Annotated in this window: 23 protein-coding genes; 22 read left to right on the forward strand and 1 reads right to left on the reverse strand. The window is 41.3% G+C overall.

Annotation, left to right across the window (positions count from 1 at the left end; translation table 11 throughout):
* Window positions 1-12: 12 nt before the first annotated feature.
* The 20 genes from rplP to rplQ all read left to right on the forward strand — a co-directional run bounded on the left by rplP (window position 13) and on the right by rplQ (window position 9,521).
* Window positions 13-423 (forward strand): 50S ribosomal protein L16, encoded by a 411-nt coding sequence (gene rplP / locus AC0L3W_RS14275; protein WP_025563077.1) that lies wholly within the window; start codon window positions 13-15, stop codon window positions 421-423.
* Window positions 423-614 carry a 50S ribosomal protein L29 gene (gene rpmC, locus AC0L3W_RS14280; protein WP_028869303.1) on the forward strand — a complete coding sequence of 64 codons (192 nt, stop codon included), beginning with the start codon at window positions 423-425 and terminating at the stop codon, window positions 612-614. Before rplP ends, rpmC begins: the two co-directional genes overlap by 1 nt.
* The gene (gene rpsQ / locus AC0L3W_RS14285) at window positions 614-865 is read left to right on the forward strand and encodes a 30S ribosomal protein S17 (protein WP_113819680.1); all 252 of its coding nucleotides are present in this window, start codon (window positions 614-616) and stop codon (window positions 863-865) included. Before rpmC ends, rpsQ begins: the two co-directional genes overlap by 1 nt.
* A 172-nt stretch (window positions 866-1,037) precedes the next feature.
* Window positions 1,038-1,406, forward strand: coding sequence for a 50S ribosomal protein L14 (rplN, locus tag AC0L3W_RS14290; RefSeq protein WP_025563074.1), 369 nt, complete (start codon window positions 1,038-1,040; stop codon window positions 1,404-1,406).
* A gap of 10 nt (window positions 1,407-1,416) precedes the next feature.
* Window positions 1,417-1,731 (forward strand): 50S ribosomal protein L24, encoded by a 315-nt coding sequence (gene rplX / locus AC0L3W_RS14295; RefSeq protein WP_113819681.1) that lies wholly within the window; start codon window positions 1,417-1,419, stop codon window positions 1,729-1,731.
* Between the two features lie 12 nt (window positions 1,732-1,743).
* Window positions 1,744-2,283, forward strand: a complete 540-nt coding sequence (gene rplE, locus AC0L3W_RS14300; protein ID WP_113819682.1) for a 50S ribosomal protein L5 — start codon at window positions 1,744-1,746, stop codon at window positions 2,281-2,283.
* A gap of 11 nt (window positions 2,284-2,294) precedes the next feature.
* The gene (gene rpsN / locus AC0L3W_RS14305; RefSeq protein WP_028869300.1) at window positions 2,295-2,600 is read left to right on the forward strand and encodes a 30S ribosomal protein S14; all 306 of its coding nucleotides are present in this window, start codon (window positions 2,295-2,297) and stop codon (window positions 2,598-2,600) included.
* A 26-nt stretch (window positions 2,601-2,626) separates the two neighbouring features.
* Window positions 2,627-3,019 carry a 30S ribosomal protein S8 gene (gene rpsH / locus AC0L3W_RS14310; RefSeq protein WP_113819683.1) on the forward strand — a complete coding sequence of 131 codons (393 nt, stop codon included), beginning with the start codon at window positions 2,627-2,629 and terminating at the stop codon, window positions 3,017-3,019.
* A 10-nt stretch (window positions 3,020-3,029) separates the two neighbouring features.
* Window positions 3,030-3,563 carry a 50S ribosomal protein L6 gene (gene rplF, locus AC0L3W_RS14315; RefSeq protein ID WP_290041356.1) on the forward strand — a complete coding sequence of 178 codons (534 nt, stop codon included), beginning with the start codon at window positions 3,030-3,032 and terminating at the stop codon, window positions 3,561-3,563.
* A 9-nt stretch (window positions 3,564-3,572) separates the two neighbouring features.
* Window positions 3,573-3,923 carry a 50S ribosomal protein L18 gene (gene rplR, locus AC0L3W_RS14320; protein WP_113819685.1) on the forward strand — a complete coding sequence of 117 codons (351 nt, stop codon included), beginning with the start codon at window positions 3,573-3,575 and terminating at the stop codon, window positions 3,921-3,923.
* Between the two features lie 11 nt (window positions 3,924-3,934).
* Window positions 3,935-4,435 carry a 30S ribosomal protein S5 gene (gene rpsE / locus AC0L3W_RS14325; protein ID WP_025563067.1) on the forward strand — a complete coding sequence of 167 codons (501 nt, stop codon included), beginning with the start codon at window positions 3,935-3,937 and terminating at the stop codon, window positions 4,433-4,435.
* Between the two features lie 6 nt (window positions 4,436-4,441).
* Entirely contained in the window at window positions 4,442-4,624 is a 183-nt protein-coding gene (rpmD, locus tag AC0L3W_RS14330) for a 50S ribosomal protein L30 (RefSeq protein ID WP_113819686.1), read from the forward strand.
* Between the two features lie 2 nt (window positions 4,625-4,626).
* A complete protein-coding gene (gene rplO, locus AC0L3W_RS14335; RefSeq protein ID WP_113819687.1) occupies window positions 4,627-5,061 on the forward strand; it encodes a 50S ribosomal protein L15 in 435 nt (144 codons plus the stop codon).
* Window positions 5,062-5,067: 6 nt separating this feature from the next.
* Window positions 5,068-6,396 carry a preprotein translocase subunit SecY gene (secY, locus tag AC0L3W_RS14340; protein WP_113819688.1) on the forward strand — a complete coding sequence of 443 codons (1,329 nt, stop codon included), beginning with the start codon at window positions 5,068-5,070 and terminating at the stop codon, window positions 6,394-6,396.
* A 34-nt stretch (window positions 6,397-6,430) separates the two neighbouring features.
* Window positions 6,431-6,544, forward strand: a complete 114-nt coding sequence (rpmJ, locus tag AC0L3W_RS14345; protein WP_011770886.1) for a 50S ribosomal protein L36 — start codon at window positions 6,431-6,433, stop codon at window positions 6,542-6,544.
* A gap of 136 nt (window positions 6,545-6,680) precedes the next feature.
* Window positions 6,681-7,037, forward strand: coding sequence for a 30S ribosomal protein S13 (gene rpsM, locus AC0L3W_RS14350; protein WP_290041676.1), 357 nt, complete (start codon window positions 6,681-6,683; stop codon window positions 7,035-7,037).
* 11 nt (window positions 7,038-7,048) lie between these two features.
* Window positions 7,049-7,438: a 30S ribosomal protein S11 gene (rpsK, locus tag AC0L3W_RS14355; protein WP_019613697.1), complete on the forward strand. Its 390-nt coding sequence runs from the start codon at window positions 7,049-7,051 to the stop codon at window positions 7,436-7,438.
* Window positions 7,439-7,471: 33 nt separating this feature from the next.
* Window positions 7,472-8,092 carry a 30S ribosomal protein S4 gene (gene rpsD, locus AC0L3W_RS14360; RefSeq protein WP_028869289.1) on the forward strand — a complete coding sequence of 207 codons (621 nt, stop codon included), beginning with the start codon at window positions 7,472-7,474 and terminating at the stop codon, window positions 8,090-8,092.
* Between the two features lie 25 nt (window positions 8,093-8,117).
* Entirely contained in the window at window positions 8,118-9,104 is a 987-nt protein-coding gene (locus tag AC0L3W_RS14365; protein ID WP_113819691.1) for a DNA-directed RNA polymerase subunit alpha, read from the forward strand.
* Window positions 9,105-9,140: 36 nt separating this feature from the next.
* Entirely contained in the window at window positions 9,141-9,521 is a 381-nt protein-coding gene (rplQ, locus tag AC0L3W_RS14370) for a 50S ribosomal protein L17 (RefSeq protein ID WP_028869287.1), read from the forward strand.
* 97 nt (window positions 9,522-9,618) lie between these two features.
* Here rplQ and oxyR read toward each other — a convergent pair whose 3' ends face one another.
* Entirely contained in the window at window positions 9,619-10,524 is a 906-nt protein-coding gene (oxyR, locus tag AC0L3W_RS14375) for a DNA-binding transcriptional regulator OxyR (RefSeq protein WP_290040073.1), read from the reverse strand.
* 176 nt (window positions 10,525-10,700) lie between these two features.
* Between oxyR and AC0L3W_RS14380 the strand changes: the two genes are divergently transcribed.
* On the forward strand, window positions 10,701-11,291 hold the full coding sequence (locus AC0L3W_RS14380) for a superinfection exclusion B family protein (RefSeq protein ID WP_290040074.1): 591 nt from the start codon (window positions 10,701-10,703) through the stop codon (window positions 11,289-11,291).
* A 119-nt stretch (window positions 11,292-11,410) separates the two neighbouring features.
* On the forward strand, window positions 11,411-12,097 hold the full coding sequence (trmH, locus tag AC0L3W_RS14385) for a tRNA (guanosine(18)-2'-O)-methyltransferase TrmH (protein WP_409440229.1): 687 nt from the start codon (window positions 11,411-11,413) through the stop codon (window positions 12,095-12,097).
* Window positions 12,098-12,108: the final 11 nt, after the last annotated feature.

The following is a 12,108-nucleotide window of genomic DNA, read 5'->3' on the forward strand; positions in this document are numbered from 1 at the left end:
GAGAAATACGCTATGATGCAACCAAAACGTATGAAGTTCCGTAAAATGATGAAAGGCCGCAACCGTGGTCTTTCTAAAGGTGCGGAAGTCAGCTTTGGCGAATTTGGACTAAAAGCAACTGGTCGTGGTCGAATTACTGCTCGTCAAATCGAAGCAGCACGTCGTGCAATGACTCGTCATGTTAAACGTCAAGGTAAAATCTGGATCCGTGTGTTTCCTGATAAGCCGATTACCAGCAAGCCATTAGAGGTTCGTCAAGGTAAAGGTAAAGGTAACGTGGAATATTGGGTTGCTCAAACTCAACCAGGTAAAGTTCTTTATGAAATGGAAGGTGTTCCAGAAGCATTGGCTCGTGAAGCATTTGCTCTTGCAGCAGCTAAATTGCCAGTGGCAACAACTTTCGTAACTCGTAAGGTGATGTAATGAAAGCTAACGAACTTAAAGAAAAAAGCGTTGAAGAGCTTAATGCTGAACTTCTAAACTTATTACGTGAGCAATTTAACTTACGTATGCAGTTAAACACAGGTCAGTTAGAAAAGCCGCACTCAATTAAACAAGTGCGTCGTGACATCGCCCGTGTTAAGACTGTATTAAATCAGAAGGCAGGTGCGTAATGAGCGATAAAAACACTCGTACTCTTCAAGGTAAAGTAATCAGTGCAAAGATGGAAAAATCTATCGTTGTAGCTATTGAACGTAAAGTGAAGCATCCGTTATACGGTAAATTCATGAAGCGTACTACTAAGCTTCAAGCACATGATGAAACAAACCAATGTAATGAAGGCGACTACGTAGAAATTACTGAATGTCGTCCTCTATCTAAGAATAAATCTTGGACATTGGCTAAAATCGTAAGCAAAGCATAAGTAACTGTTTTCAGTTAATTAAGTTTGTTTACATAAGCGAAACGGTACTCATTTGATGAGTGCCGTTTTTTTAGACTATCTTTCTAAGAAAGTTGGTGGTATGATGCCGCTCCCTGAAAAAAGGGAACACGACTCATTAGAGAGTATCAATAGTAAATAGCGGAGCACTATAATGATCCAAATGCAAAGTGTGCTAGATGTCGCCGACAATAGTGGCGCTCGACGCGTAATGTGTATTAAGGTCCTTGGTGGCTCGCATCGCCGTTATGCAGCAATCGGTGACATCATCAAAGTTTCTGTGAAGGAAGCAATTCCTCGCGGTAAAATTAAAAAAGGTGATGTTCATTCAGCTGTGGTAGTGCGTACCAGAAAAGGTGTACGTCGTCCCGATGGTTCTGTTATTCGTTTTGATCGCAACGCTGCGGTTATCTTGAATGCAAACAACCAGCCAGTCGGTACACGTATCTTTGGCCCTGTAACCCGTGAACTTCGAAATGAAAATTTCATGAAGATTGTTTCACTGGCGCCAGAAGTACTGTAAGGAACCGAAAATGGCAGCAAAAATTAAACGTGACGATGAAGTAATTGTTATTGCCGGTAAAGATAAAGGTAAAACTGGGAAAGTTTCTCAAGTTTTAGCTAACGGTAAAGTAATTATTGAAGGTGTAAATGTTCAGAAGAAACACCAAAAGCCAAACCCTCAAGCGGGTGTGACTGGTGGTATCATTGAACAAAATGCACCAATTGAAGTATCAAATGTTGCGATCTACAACTCGGCAACGAGTAAAGCAGATCGTGTTGGTTTTAGATTAGAAGACGGCAAAAAAGTTCGTTTCTTCAAGTCTAATAATGAACTTGTGAAGTAACTGGAGTTTACGATGGCGAAACTGCATGATTTCTATAAAGACAACGTGGTGTCTGATTTGCAAAAGCAATTCGACTATACGTCTGTCATGCAAGTCCCTCGAATAGAGAAAATCACCCTAAATATGGGTGTTGGTGAAGCACTGGCTGATAAAAAAGTCCTAGAGCACGCTGCGTCAGATATGGCAGCAATCTCAGGTCAAAAGCCAATGATCACTAAAGCACGCCGCTCTGTGGCAGGCTTCAAAATTCGTGAAGGCTACCCGATTGGTTGTAAAGTAACACTACGTGGAGAGCGTATGTGGGATTTCTTTGAGCGTTTGGTAACAATCGCTATCCCGCGTGTACGTGATTTCCGTGGCCTAAATGCTAAGTCATTTGATGGTCGTGGTAACTACTCTATGGGTGTACGTGAGCAAATCATTTTCCCTGAAATCGATTACGATAAAGTTGATAAAGTACGTGGTTTAGATATCACAATTACTACTTCAGCTAAGTCTGACGAAGAAGCACGCGCACTTTTGTCTGCGTTCAACTTCCCATTCCGTAAGTAAGGAGTTAGAAAATGGCTAAACAATCAATGAAAGCGCGTGAAGTAAAACGTGAGAAGTTAGTTGCTAAGTTCGCTGAAAAGCGTGCAGCATTAAAAGCAACTATTAACAATGTAAATACATCTGACGAAGATCGTTGGAATGCAGTGTTAGAGCTTCAATCGCTACCTCGTGATTCAAGTTCAGTACGTCAACGTAACCGTTGTAACGTTACTGGTCGTCCACATGGTTATCTTCGTAAATTTGGCATGAGCCGTATTAAGGTTCGTGAGCATATGATGCGCGGAGAAATCCCTGGCCTGAAAAAAGCCAGCTGGTAATCAAACTAATCACGGAGTAAATAGTTATGAGCATGCAAGATCCTATTTCGGATATGCTAACGCGTATTCGTAACGGTCAAGCAGCAAGCAAAGTATCTGTTAAGATGCCTTCTTCTAAGCAAAAAGTTGCAATTGCAACTGTGCTTAAAGCTGAAGGTTACATTTCAGATTTCGCTGTTGCTGGTGACACAAAGCCTGAACTAGAAGTTACTTTAAAGTACTTCGAAGGCAAAAAAGTAATCGATACTATTAAACGAGTAAGCCGTCCAGGTCTTCGTATCTATAAAGGTGCAAACGATCTTCCTAAGGTTATGGCTGGTTTAGGTATTGCGATTGTTTCAACTTCTCAAGGTGTAATGACTGACCGAGCTGCGCGTAATGCAAGCATCGGCGGTGAGATCATCTGTTACGTATCTTAAGGAGTAATCTATGTCTCGTATAGCTAAGGCACCGATTACTGTTCCTGCTGGCGTAGAAGTTAAAGTAAACGGTCAAGAGATCACTGTAAAAGGTGGTAAAAGCGAACTAGTTCGTACTCTTAATGATGCTGTTGTTGTTAAATTAGAAGATGGCGTACTAACATTTGCACCTGTTGAAGGTGTAGCTGGCGCATGGGCACAAGCAGGTACTGCACGTGCTAACGTTAACAACATGGTTGTAGGTGTAACTGAAGGCTTTAAGAAGACTCTTCTTCTTCAAGGTGTTGGTTACCGTGCACAAGTTAAAGGTCAAGAAATCAACCTAACTTTAGGTTTTTCACACCCTGTTGTTTACACTTTACCTAAATCGGTATCTGCAACGGCTACTAGCCAAACAGAAATCGTATTAGAAAGTGCTGACAAACAAGTTGTAGGCCAAGTAGCTGCAGAGATTCGTGCATTCCGTCCACCAGAGCCTTATAAAGGTAAAGGTGTTCGTTACGCTGATGAAAATGTGCGTCGTAAAGAAGCGAAGAAAAAGTAAGGTAAGACTATGGATAAGAAAGCATCTCGTCTTCGTCGTGCTACCCGCACACGTAAGAAATTGCAAGATCTTGGTGCAACTCGTCTTGTGATCAACCGTACACCTCGCCATACTTACGCGCAGGTAATTACAGCAGACGCACAAGTCGTAGCAAGCGCTTCTACATTAGAAAAAGAAGTGATTGCCCAAGTTAACAACGGTGGTAATAAAGAAGCAGCTCAACTAATTGGTAAATTAGTTGCAGAACGTGCGGTAGAGAAAGGAATTACTAAAATTTCTTTTGACCGTAGCGGTTTCCAATACCATGGTCGTGTTGCAGCACTAGCTGACGCAGCTCGTGAAGCTGGTCTACAGTTCTAAGGGTAAAGATTATGTCAAAAGTAGAATCTCAAACCGGTGATCTGAACGAAAAGCTAATCGCAGTAAACCGTGTTTCAAAAGTAGTTAAAGGTGGTCGCATCTTTAGCTTTACAGCACTAACAGTTGTTGGTGATGGTAATGGTCGTGTTGGTTTCGGCTATGGTAAAGCACGTGAAGTTCCAGCAGCTATTCAAAAAGCTATGGAAAAAGCACGTCGCAATATCAGCGAAATCCAATTAAAAGGTAACACTCTGCAGCATCCTGTTAAGGGCCGTCATTCTGGTTCTAAGGTATACATGCAACCAGCATCTGAAGGTACTGGTATCATCGCAGGTGGTGCAATGCGTGCCGTGTTAGAAGTTGTTGGTGTACAAAACGTACTATCAAAAGCTTACGGCTCAACTAACCCAATTAACGTTGTCCGCGCTACGATGGATGCACTAGAGAGCATGAACTCTCCTGAGCAAATCGCAGCTAAGCGTGGCTTAAACGTTAGTGATATTCTGGGGTAATTCAGCATGGCTACTAAAACGATTAAAGTAACTCAAACCAAAAGTGCAATTGGCCGTTTACCAAAGCACCGTGCAACATTAACAGGCTTAGGTCTGCGTCGCATCGGTCATACTGTTGAGTTGGAAGATACTCCAGCAGTACGTGGTATGGTTAATAAAGTTTACTACATGGTTAAGGTTGAGGGGTAATAATGAAACTTAATACTCTATCTCCAGCAGCTGGTTCAAAACCTGCTGCTAAACGTGTAGGCCGTGGTATCGGTTCTGGACTAGGTAAGACAGGTGGCCGCGGTCACAAAGGTCAAAAATCTCGTTCAGGCGGTACAGTACGTCCTGGTTTTGAAGGTGGTCAAATGCCTTTGAAACAACGTTTACCAAAATTTGGTTTCACATCTCGTAAATCTCTTGTTACCGGTGAAGTTCGTTTGAACGAAATCGCACAAGTAGAAGGCGATATCGTGACACTAGAAACGTTGAAACAGGCAGGTCTACTTGTAAACACTGTTAAGTTTGCAAAAGTAGTTCTATCTGGTGAAATCTCTCGCTCAGTTACAGTACAAGGCCTTGGTGTTACTAAAGGTGCTCGTGCTGCAATCGAAGCGGCGGGCGGAAAAATCGAGGAATAATAGGCAATGGCTAAGAAACCAGGGTTAGATCCGAAAGCGGCACAAGGAAGCAATTTAAGCGAACTTAAAACTCGTTTATTATTTGTTTTAGGCGCTATTTTAGTGTTCCGTGCAGGCTCTTTTGTTCCAATTCCTGGTATTGACGCCGCTGTCCTAGCTGATTTATTCGAACAGCAAAAGGGTACCATCATTGAAATGTTTAACATGTTCTCTGGTGGTGCGCTTGAGCGTGCTTCTATCTTTGCATTGGGTATAATGCCGTATATTTCTGCGTCTATTATTATCCAATTGCTTACGGTAGTTCATCCTCCTTTAGCTGAGTTAAAGAAAGAGGGTGAGTCTGGTCGTCGTAAGATTAACCAGTATACACGCTACGGTACTTTGGTTTTAGGTACGTTCCAAGCAATTGGTATCGCAACCGGTTTGCCAACTATGATGCCGGGACTTGTTGAAAATGCAGGTCTTAGTTTCTATGTAACGGCAGTTGTAAGTTTAGTAACAGGAACTATGTTCCTTATGTGGCTAGGCGAGCAAATCACTGAGCGCGGTATTGGTAATGGTATTTCTATCATTATCTTTGTAGGTATTATTGCTGGGTTGCCATCGGCAATCGGGCAAACTGCTGAGCAAGCACGTCAAGGTGAAATTCATCTTCTAGTGTTACTAGCATTAATTGTTATCGTTTTTGCAACTACTGCGTTTGTAGTATTTGTAGAACGTGGTCAACGTCGAATCGTCGTTAACTACGCAAAACGTCAACAAGGCCGTAAGGTTTTTGCTGCGCAAAGCACTCACTTGCCATTAAAATTAAATATGGCTGGTGTAATCCCTGCAATTTTTGCCTCGAGTGTTATCTTATTTCCTGGTACTATTGCCCAGTGGTTTGGTCAGACTGAAGGTTTAAGTTGGTTATCGGATGTTTCTTTGGCGTTACAGCCAGGACAACCGTTGCATATGATGTTATATGCAGCTGCTATTATCTTCTTTTGCTTCTTTTATACTGCACTTACGTTCAATCCACGTGAGACAGCAGATAATCTGAAGAAAAGCGGTGCCTTTATCCCAGGAATCCGTCCAGGAGAACAAACATCACGTTACATTGATAAAGTGATGACGCGTCTAACATTAGCTGGTGCGTTGTATATTACTTTTATCTGTTTGATTCCCGAGTTTATGATGGTGGCGATGAATACGCAGTTCTACTTCGGTGGTACTTCGTTATTAATTATCGTTGTTGTTATCATGGACTTTATGGCACAGGTGCAGACTCATTTGATGTCTAATCAATATGATTCTGTCTTGAAAAAAGCTAACTTGAAAGACTACGGTAAATAACCAAGTCTGATAGTTATAATCACGGAGTGTTGCAATGAAAGTTCGTGCATCCGTTAAAAAAATCTGTCGTAACTGCAAAGTTATCAAACGCCACGGTGTGGTGCGAGTTATCTGCGTAGAGCCAAAGCATAAACAACGCCAAGGCTAATCCTAGATAGATTTAGGATATATCAGCAGCTTAGATGAATTTTTCATCTAAGCTGTGTTTTGTTTGCTAATTTATCATTTGTCGAGTATCCTACCGGGCTTTTCACAAATGAATCGTTAACTTTAAGGAGTGCATAGTGGCCCGTATCGCTGGCATTAACGTTCCTGATCATAAGCATGCAGTTATCGCATTAACTGCTATTTTTGGCATCGGCAAGACTCGTTCACAAATTATTTGTGCTGAGTCAGGCGTAGCTGAAACTACTAAGCTTAAAGATCTGGATGAAACACAAATCGAAGCTCTTCGTACAGAAGTAGCTAAATTCGCCGTTGAAGGTGATTTACGTCGTGAAGTATCTATGAGCATCAAGCGTCTTATGGACCTTGGTTGTTACCGTGGACTTCGTCACCGTCGCAGCTTACCTCTACGTGGACAGCGTTCTAAAACGAATGCTCGTACTCGTAAAGGTCCGCGTAAAGCAATTAAGAAATAGGGTAAGAGATAATGGCTAAAACACCAACTCGTGCTCGCAAGCGCGTTAAAAAGCAAGTTGCTGATGGTATGGCTCACATCCATGCTTCTTTCAACAACACAATCGTAACTATTACAGACCGTCAAGGTAATGCTCTTTCTTGGGCTACTGCAGGTGGTTCTGGTTTCCGTGGTTCTCGTAAATCTACTCCGTTCGCTGCACAGGTTGCTGCTGAGCGTGCTGCTGAAGCAGCTAAAGAGTACGGTCTTAAAAACGTTGAAGTTTTTGTAAATGGACCAGGACCTGGTCGTGAATCTTCGATTCGCGCACTAAACGCGGCGGGTTTCCGTGTAACTAATATTACTGACGTTACACCGATCCCTCATAATGGTTGTCGTCCACCAAAGAAACGTCGCGTTTAATCGCAGCTTTCTAAGGTAATTGGAGAAAGAACAATGGCAAGATATTTAGGTCCTAAGCTTAAGCTTAGCCGTCGTGAAGGAACTGATTTATTCTTAAAATCAGGTGTCCGCGCGATCGATTCTAAGTGTAAGATCGAAAATGCACCAGGTGTACACGGTGCACGTAAACCACGTCTATCAGACTACGGTTTACAATTACGTGAAAAGCAAAAAGTACGTCGTATGTACGGTGTATTAGAAAAGCAATTCCGTAACTACTATAAAGAAGCTGCTCGTTTACAGGGCAACACTGGCGAAAACTTACTTCAACTTCTTGAAGGTCGTTTAGACAATGTTGTATACCGCATGGGCTTTGGCGCAACACGTGCTGAATCACGTCAACTAGTTAGCCATAAAGCTATTCTAGTGAACGGTAAAGTTGTAAATATCCCTTCATTCAACGTTAAACCTAGCGACGTTATCGCGATCCGTGAGAAAGCTAAAAAGCAATCACGTATTGGCGCTGCATTAGAAATCGCTGGTCAACGTGAAGCCCTAGCTTGGGTAGAAGTTGATACAACGAAGATGGAAGGCGAATTTAAGCGTCAACCTGAACGTTCAGATTTATCTGCTGAGATTAACGAACAGTTAATCATCGAGCTTTACTCTAAGTAAAGTTAACTGTTAAGAGAGGGCACAAATGCAGGGTTCTGTAATTGATTTTCTAAAACCAAGATTAGTTGATATCGAACAAGTTTCAACAACTAGAGCAAAAGTGGTTCTTGAGCCACTAGAGCGTGGCTTTGGCCATACTTTGGGTAATGCTCTTCGTCGTATTTTGTTATCATCTATGCCGGGAACGGCGGTAACAGAAGTTGAAATTGATGGTGTACAACATGAGTACAGCACAAAAGAAGGCGTTCAAGAAGACATCCTAGAGATTCTTCTTAACCTTAAAGGTCTAGCTGTAAAGCTTGAAGGTAAAAATGAAGTTTTAGTTAGTTTAACTAAATCTGGCGCTGGTCCTGTTACTGCAGGCGACATCATTCATGATGGTGATGTAGAGATAGTCAACCCAGAACATGTGATCTGTAATTTAACAGGCAATGCTGAAATCAGCATGCGTATTAAAATTGAATCAGGTCGCGGTTATGTTCCAGCTTCATCTCGTATTCATAGCGAAGAAGATGAGCGTCCAATTGGTCGTCTATTAGTCGATGCGACTTTCAGTCCTGTTGAGCGTATTGCTTACAGTGTTGAATCAGCTCGTGTTGAACAACGTACCGATTTAGACAAGCTTGTTATCGATATGGAAACAGATGGTACTTTAGAGCCAGAAGAGGCAATTCGTCGCGCAGCTACAATTTTAGCTGAGCAATTAGACGCATTTGTTGATCTGCGCACTACTTATGAAGCACCAGTAGCTGAAGCTAAACCTGAGTTTGATCCAATTCTTTTACGCCCAGTAGATGATTTAGAACTAACTGTTCGTTCTGCTAACTGTTTGAAAGCAGAGTCGATTCACTATATCGGTGATCTAGTACAACGTACTGAAGTTGAACTTCTAAAAACGCCTAACTTAGGTAAGAAGTCTCTAACTGAAATCAAAGATGTGCTTGCATCACGTGGACTGTCTCTAGGCATGCGCTTAGAAAACTGGCCACCAGCAAGTCTAATCGAAGATTAGTATTAAACCGATTCACGAATAAATAAGGATTAGGTTATGCGCCATCGTCAAAGTGGACGTCAACTTAACCGAAACAGCAGCCACCGTCAGGCTATGTTTCGTAATATGGCAATCTCTATTGCTACGCACGAAGTTATTAAAACTACAGTGCCAAAAGCAAAAGAATTGCGTCGTGTAATTGAGCCATTAATTACATTAGCTAAAACGGATAGCGTTGCTAACCGTCGTCTAGCATTTGCTCGTCTTCGTGATGATGCAGTAGTGGCAAAATTATTTAATGAACTAGGTCCTCGCTACGCGACTCGTCCTGGTGGTTACACTAGTATCATTAAATGTGGTTTCCGTACTGGCGATAAAGCTCCAATGGCTTACATCCAGTTTGTAGACCGTCCAGTTGTAGCGGACGAAGAAGCGTAAGCTTCTTTATAGTTGCAATAAAAAAGCCGAACTTATGTTCGGCTTTTTTGTGTCTGAAATTCAAACTACCTTATATTAGTAAGATAGTTTGTTGTACTTAAAGGTACTCGTCTAATCGCGCCTGCACGGCTTTATTAATTACTTCCGCTAACTTATCAAAGCAAGCTTGTCGTGCACTGTTATTGCGACTTAACAGTACGATTTTACGTGATGGTACTGGTGGTTCAAACGGGATATATTTTACACCAGCCTGATAACGATTTAACGGTATTGCCAGTTGAGGCAGCAAAGTAACACCGTTGTCTGCACTGATCATATGACGTAATGTTTCTAAACTCGTTGCTTTAAAGCTATTATCTTCAATCGCACCTGCAGCAAAACAGAATCCTAACGCTTGATCGCGTAAACAATGCCCATCGGCTAACATTAATACATGTTCACCGCTTAGCTCTTGTAAATTAATATGGCGTTGATTAGACCATGCATGTTTATCAGATAATGCGAGTTCTAGTGGCTCATCGTAAAGTACTAGTTGTTTAAATTGTTCCATATCTGGCATTAACGCTAACATTAAACAATCTAATTCACCTTCTTCTAACTGTTTGATCAGAGTCTGGGTTTGATTCTCATGTAGATATAACTCTAAATCAGGGAATGCTTCTTTCATTACTGGAACAATTAATGGGAGTAAGTAAGGAGCAACAGTTGGGATCAGACCAATATGTAATGTGCCTCGCATCGGCTCATTATGGCTCTTTGCAATCTCTTTTAATGACTTGGCTTCCAATAGAATTGTTTTCGCTTTCGCTACGATATCTAGGCCAGCAGGTGTGAAGATAACCTTTCTTGAAGATCGTTCCATTAATTGAACATTAAGCTCTTCTTCTAATTTTTTAATTTGACCACTTAATGTTGGTTGACTGACAAAACATCTATCAGCGGCTTTTCTAAAATGTTTTAATTCTTCTAAAGCAATCAGGTACTCGAGATCTCTGAAATTCATAACATTAACCTTACACAATATATAATACTTTTATCGTACCATATCCAACTACTCGTGTTACTGGATTATTTACCGGTCCAAGTAAATACAAATACATCTTGTTCTTTATGATTTTTATTCTTGGCATGTTTCCTGCTTTTCTATAGCTGTGCAACAATTTATTGGCAGGAGCTATTATGAAACACTTTTTACAACGCATGACAGAGCAACAAGGGATCACCACGACTATGATGTGGATGTGTGTGAGTTGTGCTGTTTTATTGGTTATCCCTAGTTCATTATTTTCTCTCAATAACTCAGATCTATTACCCGCTTCATATGCACCTTACATATGGGTGTTAACCCTATTAACTGGCTGTTATCTATTGACTCGATTGTTATCATTTTCATTCTCTGGGTTAAAAGAGTATTACATGAACCAGCGTTTAATAGTGCGTAGAAACAAGATGATCCGTCAGTTAGACTTTGAAGAAAAAGCCTTATTACGAGAGTTTATTATTCAACGTAAAACCGTATTGGCTTTGCCACTAACGGAACCTGCGGTGAGCAATTTATTAGCTTCTGGTGTACTAGCGCCAGCTTTTGAAACACAAGAAATTAAGGGAAGCAGTCGTATTATCAAACTGTCTATTGCCATTGAAGCAAGAGAGCACTTAACCCACAAGGTGATAGGATTACCTGTTGGAAAATTGACAGAGACTGAAGCGGAAGTATTAAAAGCAGCTCGTCCCCAATATGCTCGTAATAACTATATATCGCTGAAGTAAATCCTCTCTTTATCCTCGCTTTAAAGCAGTGTTTTGAAAACGCTTTTTTGACACTGCTTTAGCCGAGCTCAAACTTTCTATATAATAAACTCTTTTATAACTTCTTTGTGTGAGAGAGTATGACTCCTGAACGTTTTGCCCGTATTACTTCCATGTTAAACTGCCGTCAACCTGACCTAACCGTTTTTATGGAACAGGTGCACATGCAACATAACTTAGCTGCTATCGTTCGTACAGCCGACGCTATGGGTATTAATAATGTGCATGCTACGTGGGATATAGATTCAACACGTATTTCGCGAAATGTTGCGTCAGGTAGTCAGAAATGGGTTAATGTACATTCTCATGATACGGTACAAGATGCGGTCGCTGTCATGCGCGAACAAGGGATGCAAATAATTGCGACTAATTTATCGGATACTGCCATTGATTTCCGAGAAGTTGATTACACGAAACCAACAGCTATTTTAATGGGCCAAGAGAAGTATGGTATTAGTGATGAGGCATTAGCCTTAGCTGACCAAGATGTAATTATTCCAATGGTTGGCATGTGTCAATCATTGAATGTATCGGTCGCATCTGCATTGATTATGTATGAAGCACAACGTCAGCGTGAAATAGCTGGTATGTATGATCAAGTTTGCCGATTACCTAAAGAAGAGCAACACCGTATTTTATTTGAAGGTGGTCATCCAATTTACCGTCAATTGTGTCGTGAAAAAAGCTTACCTTATCCGCCACTTGATGAAGAGGGCCAAATTGCCGCTTCTGAAGACTGGTGGAATGCTATTCGCGGACGTAAATAATTAAAGGGAGC

The organism is Psychromonas sp. KJ10-5 (genome assembly GCF_055808325.1).

Excerpts from the sequence above, each read along its gene's own strand:
- trmH (WP_409440229.1), top strand. The coding sequence starts at position 11,411 with ATGACTCCTGAACGTTTTGCCCGTATTACTTCCATGTTAAACTGCCGT.
- rplE (WP_113819682.1), top strand. The coding sequence starts at position 1,744 with ATGGCGAAACTGCATGATTTCTATAAAGACAACGTGGTGTCTGATTTG.
- rplP (WP_025563077.1), top strand. The coding sequence starts at position 13 with ATGATGCAACCAAAACGTATGAAGTTCCGTAAAATGATGAAAGGCCGC.
- rpmJ (WP_011770886.1), top strand. The coding sequence starts at position 6,431 with ATGAAAGTTCGTGCATCCGTTAAAAAAATCTGTCGTAACTGCAAAGTT.
- AC0L3W_RS14380 (WP_290040074.1), top strand. The coding sequence starts at position 10,701 with ATGAAACACTTTTTACAACGCATGACAGAGCAACAAGGGATCACCACG.
- rplQ (WP_028869287.1), top strand. The coding sequence starts at position 9,141 with ATGCGCCATCGTCAAAGTGGACGTCAACTTAACCGAAACAGCAGCCAC.
- rpsQ (WP_113819680.1), top strand. The coding sequence starts at position 614 with ATGAGCGATAAAAACACTCGTACTCTTCAAGGTAAAGTAATCAGTGCA.
- rplO (WP_113819687.1), top strand. The coding sequence starts at position 4,627 with ATGAAACTTAATACTCTATCTCCAGCAGCTGGTTCAAAACCTGCTGCT.
- rpsE (WP_025563067.1), top strand. The coding sequence starts at position 3,935 with ATGTCAAAAGTAGAATCTCAAACCGGTGATCTGAACGAAAAGCTAATC.
- rpsD (WP_028869289.1), top strand. The coding sequence starts at position 7,472 with ATGGCAAGATATTTAGGTCCTAAGCTTAAGCTTAGCCGTCGTGAAGGA.
- AC0L3W_RS14365 (WP_113819691.1), top strand. The coding sequence starts at position 8,118 with ATGCAGGGTTCTGTAATTGATTTTCTAAAACCAAGATTAGTTGATATC.
- rplR (WP_113819685.1), top strand. The coding sequence starts at position 3,573 with ATGGATAAGAAAGCATCTCGTCTTCGTCGTGCTACCCGCACACGTAAG.
- rpsK (WP_019613697.1), top strand. The coding sequence starts at position 7,049 with ATGGCTAAAACACCAACTCGTGCTCGCAAGCGCGTTAAAAAGCAAGTT.
- rplN (WP_025563074.1), top strand. The coding sequence starts at position 1,038 with ATGATCCAAATGCAAAGTGTGCTAGATGTCGCCGACAATAGTGGCGCT.
- rplF (WP_290041356.1), top strand. The coding sequence starts at position 3,030 with ATGTCTCGTATAGCTAAGGCACCGATTACTGTTCCTGCTGGCGTAGAA.
- rpsH (WP_113819683.1), top strand. The coding sequence starts at position 2,627 with ATGAGCATGCAAGATCCTATTTCGGATATGCTAACGCGTATTCGTAAC.
- oxyR (WP_290040073.1), bottom strand. The coding sequence starts at position 10,524 with ATGAATTTCAGAGATCTCGAGTACCTGATTGCTTTAGAAGAATTAAAA.
- rplX (WP_113819681.1), top strand. The coding sequence starts at position 1,417 with ATGGCAGCAAAAATTAAACGTGACGATGAAGTAATTGTTATTGCCGGT.
- rpsN (WP_028869300.1), top strand. The coding sequence starts at position 2,295 with ATGGCTAAACAATCAATGAAAGCGCGTGAAGTAAAACGTGAGAAGTTA.
- secY (WP_113819688.1), top strand. The coding sequence starts at position 5,068 with ATGGCTAAGAAACCAGGGTTAGATCCGAAAGCGGCACAAGGAAGCAAT.
- rpmC (WP_028869303.1), top strand. The coding sequence starts at position 423 with ATGAAAGCTAACGAACTTAAAGAAAAAAGCGTTGAAGAGCTTAATGCT.
- rpmD (WP_113819686.1), top strand. The coding sequence starts at position 4,442 with ATGGCTACTAAAACGATTAAAGTAACTCAAACCAAAAGTGCAATTGGC.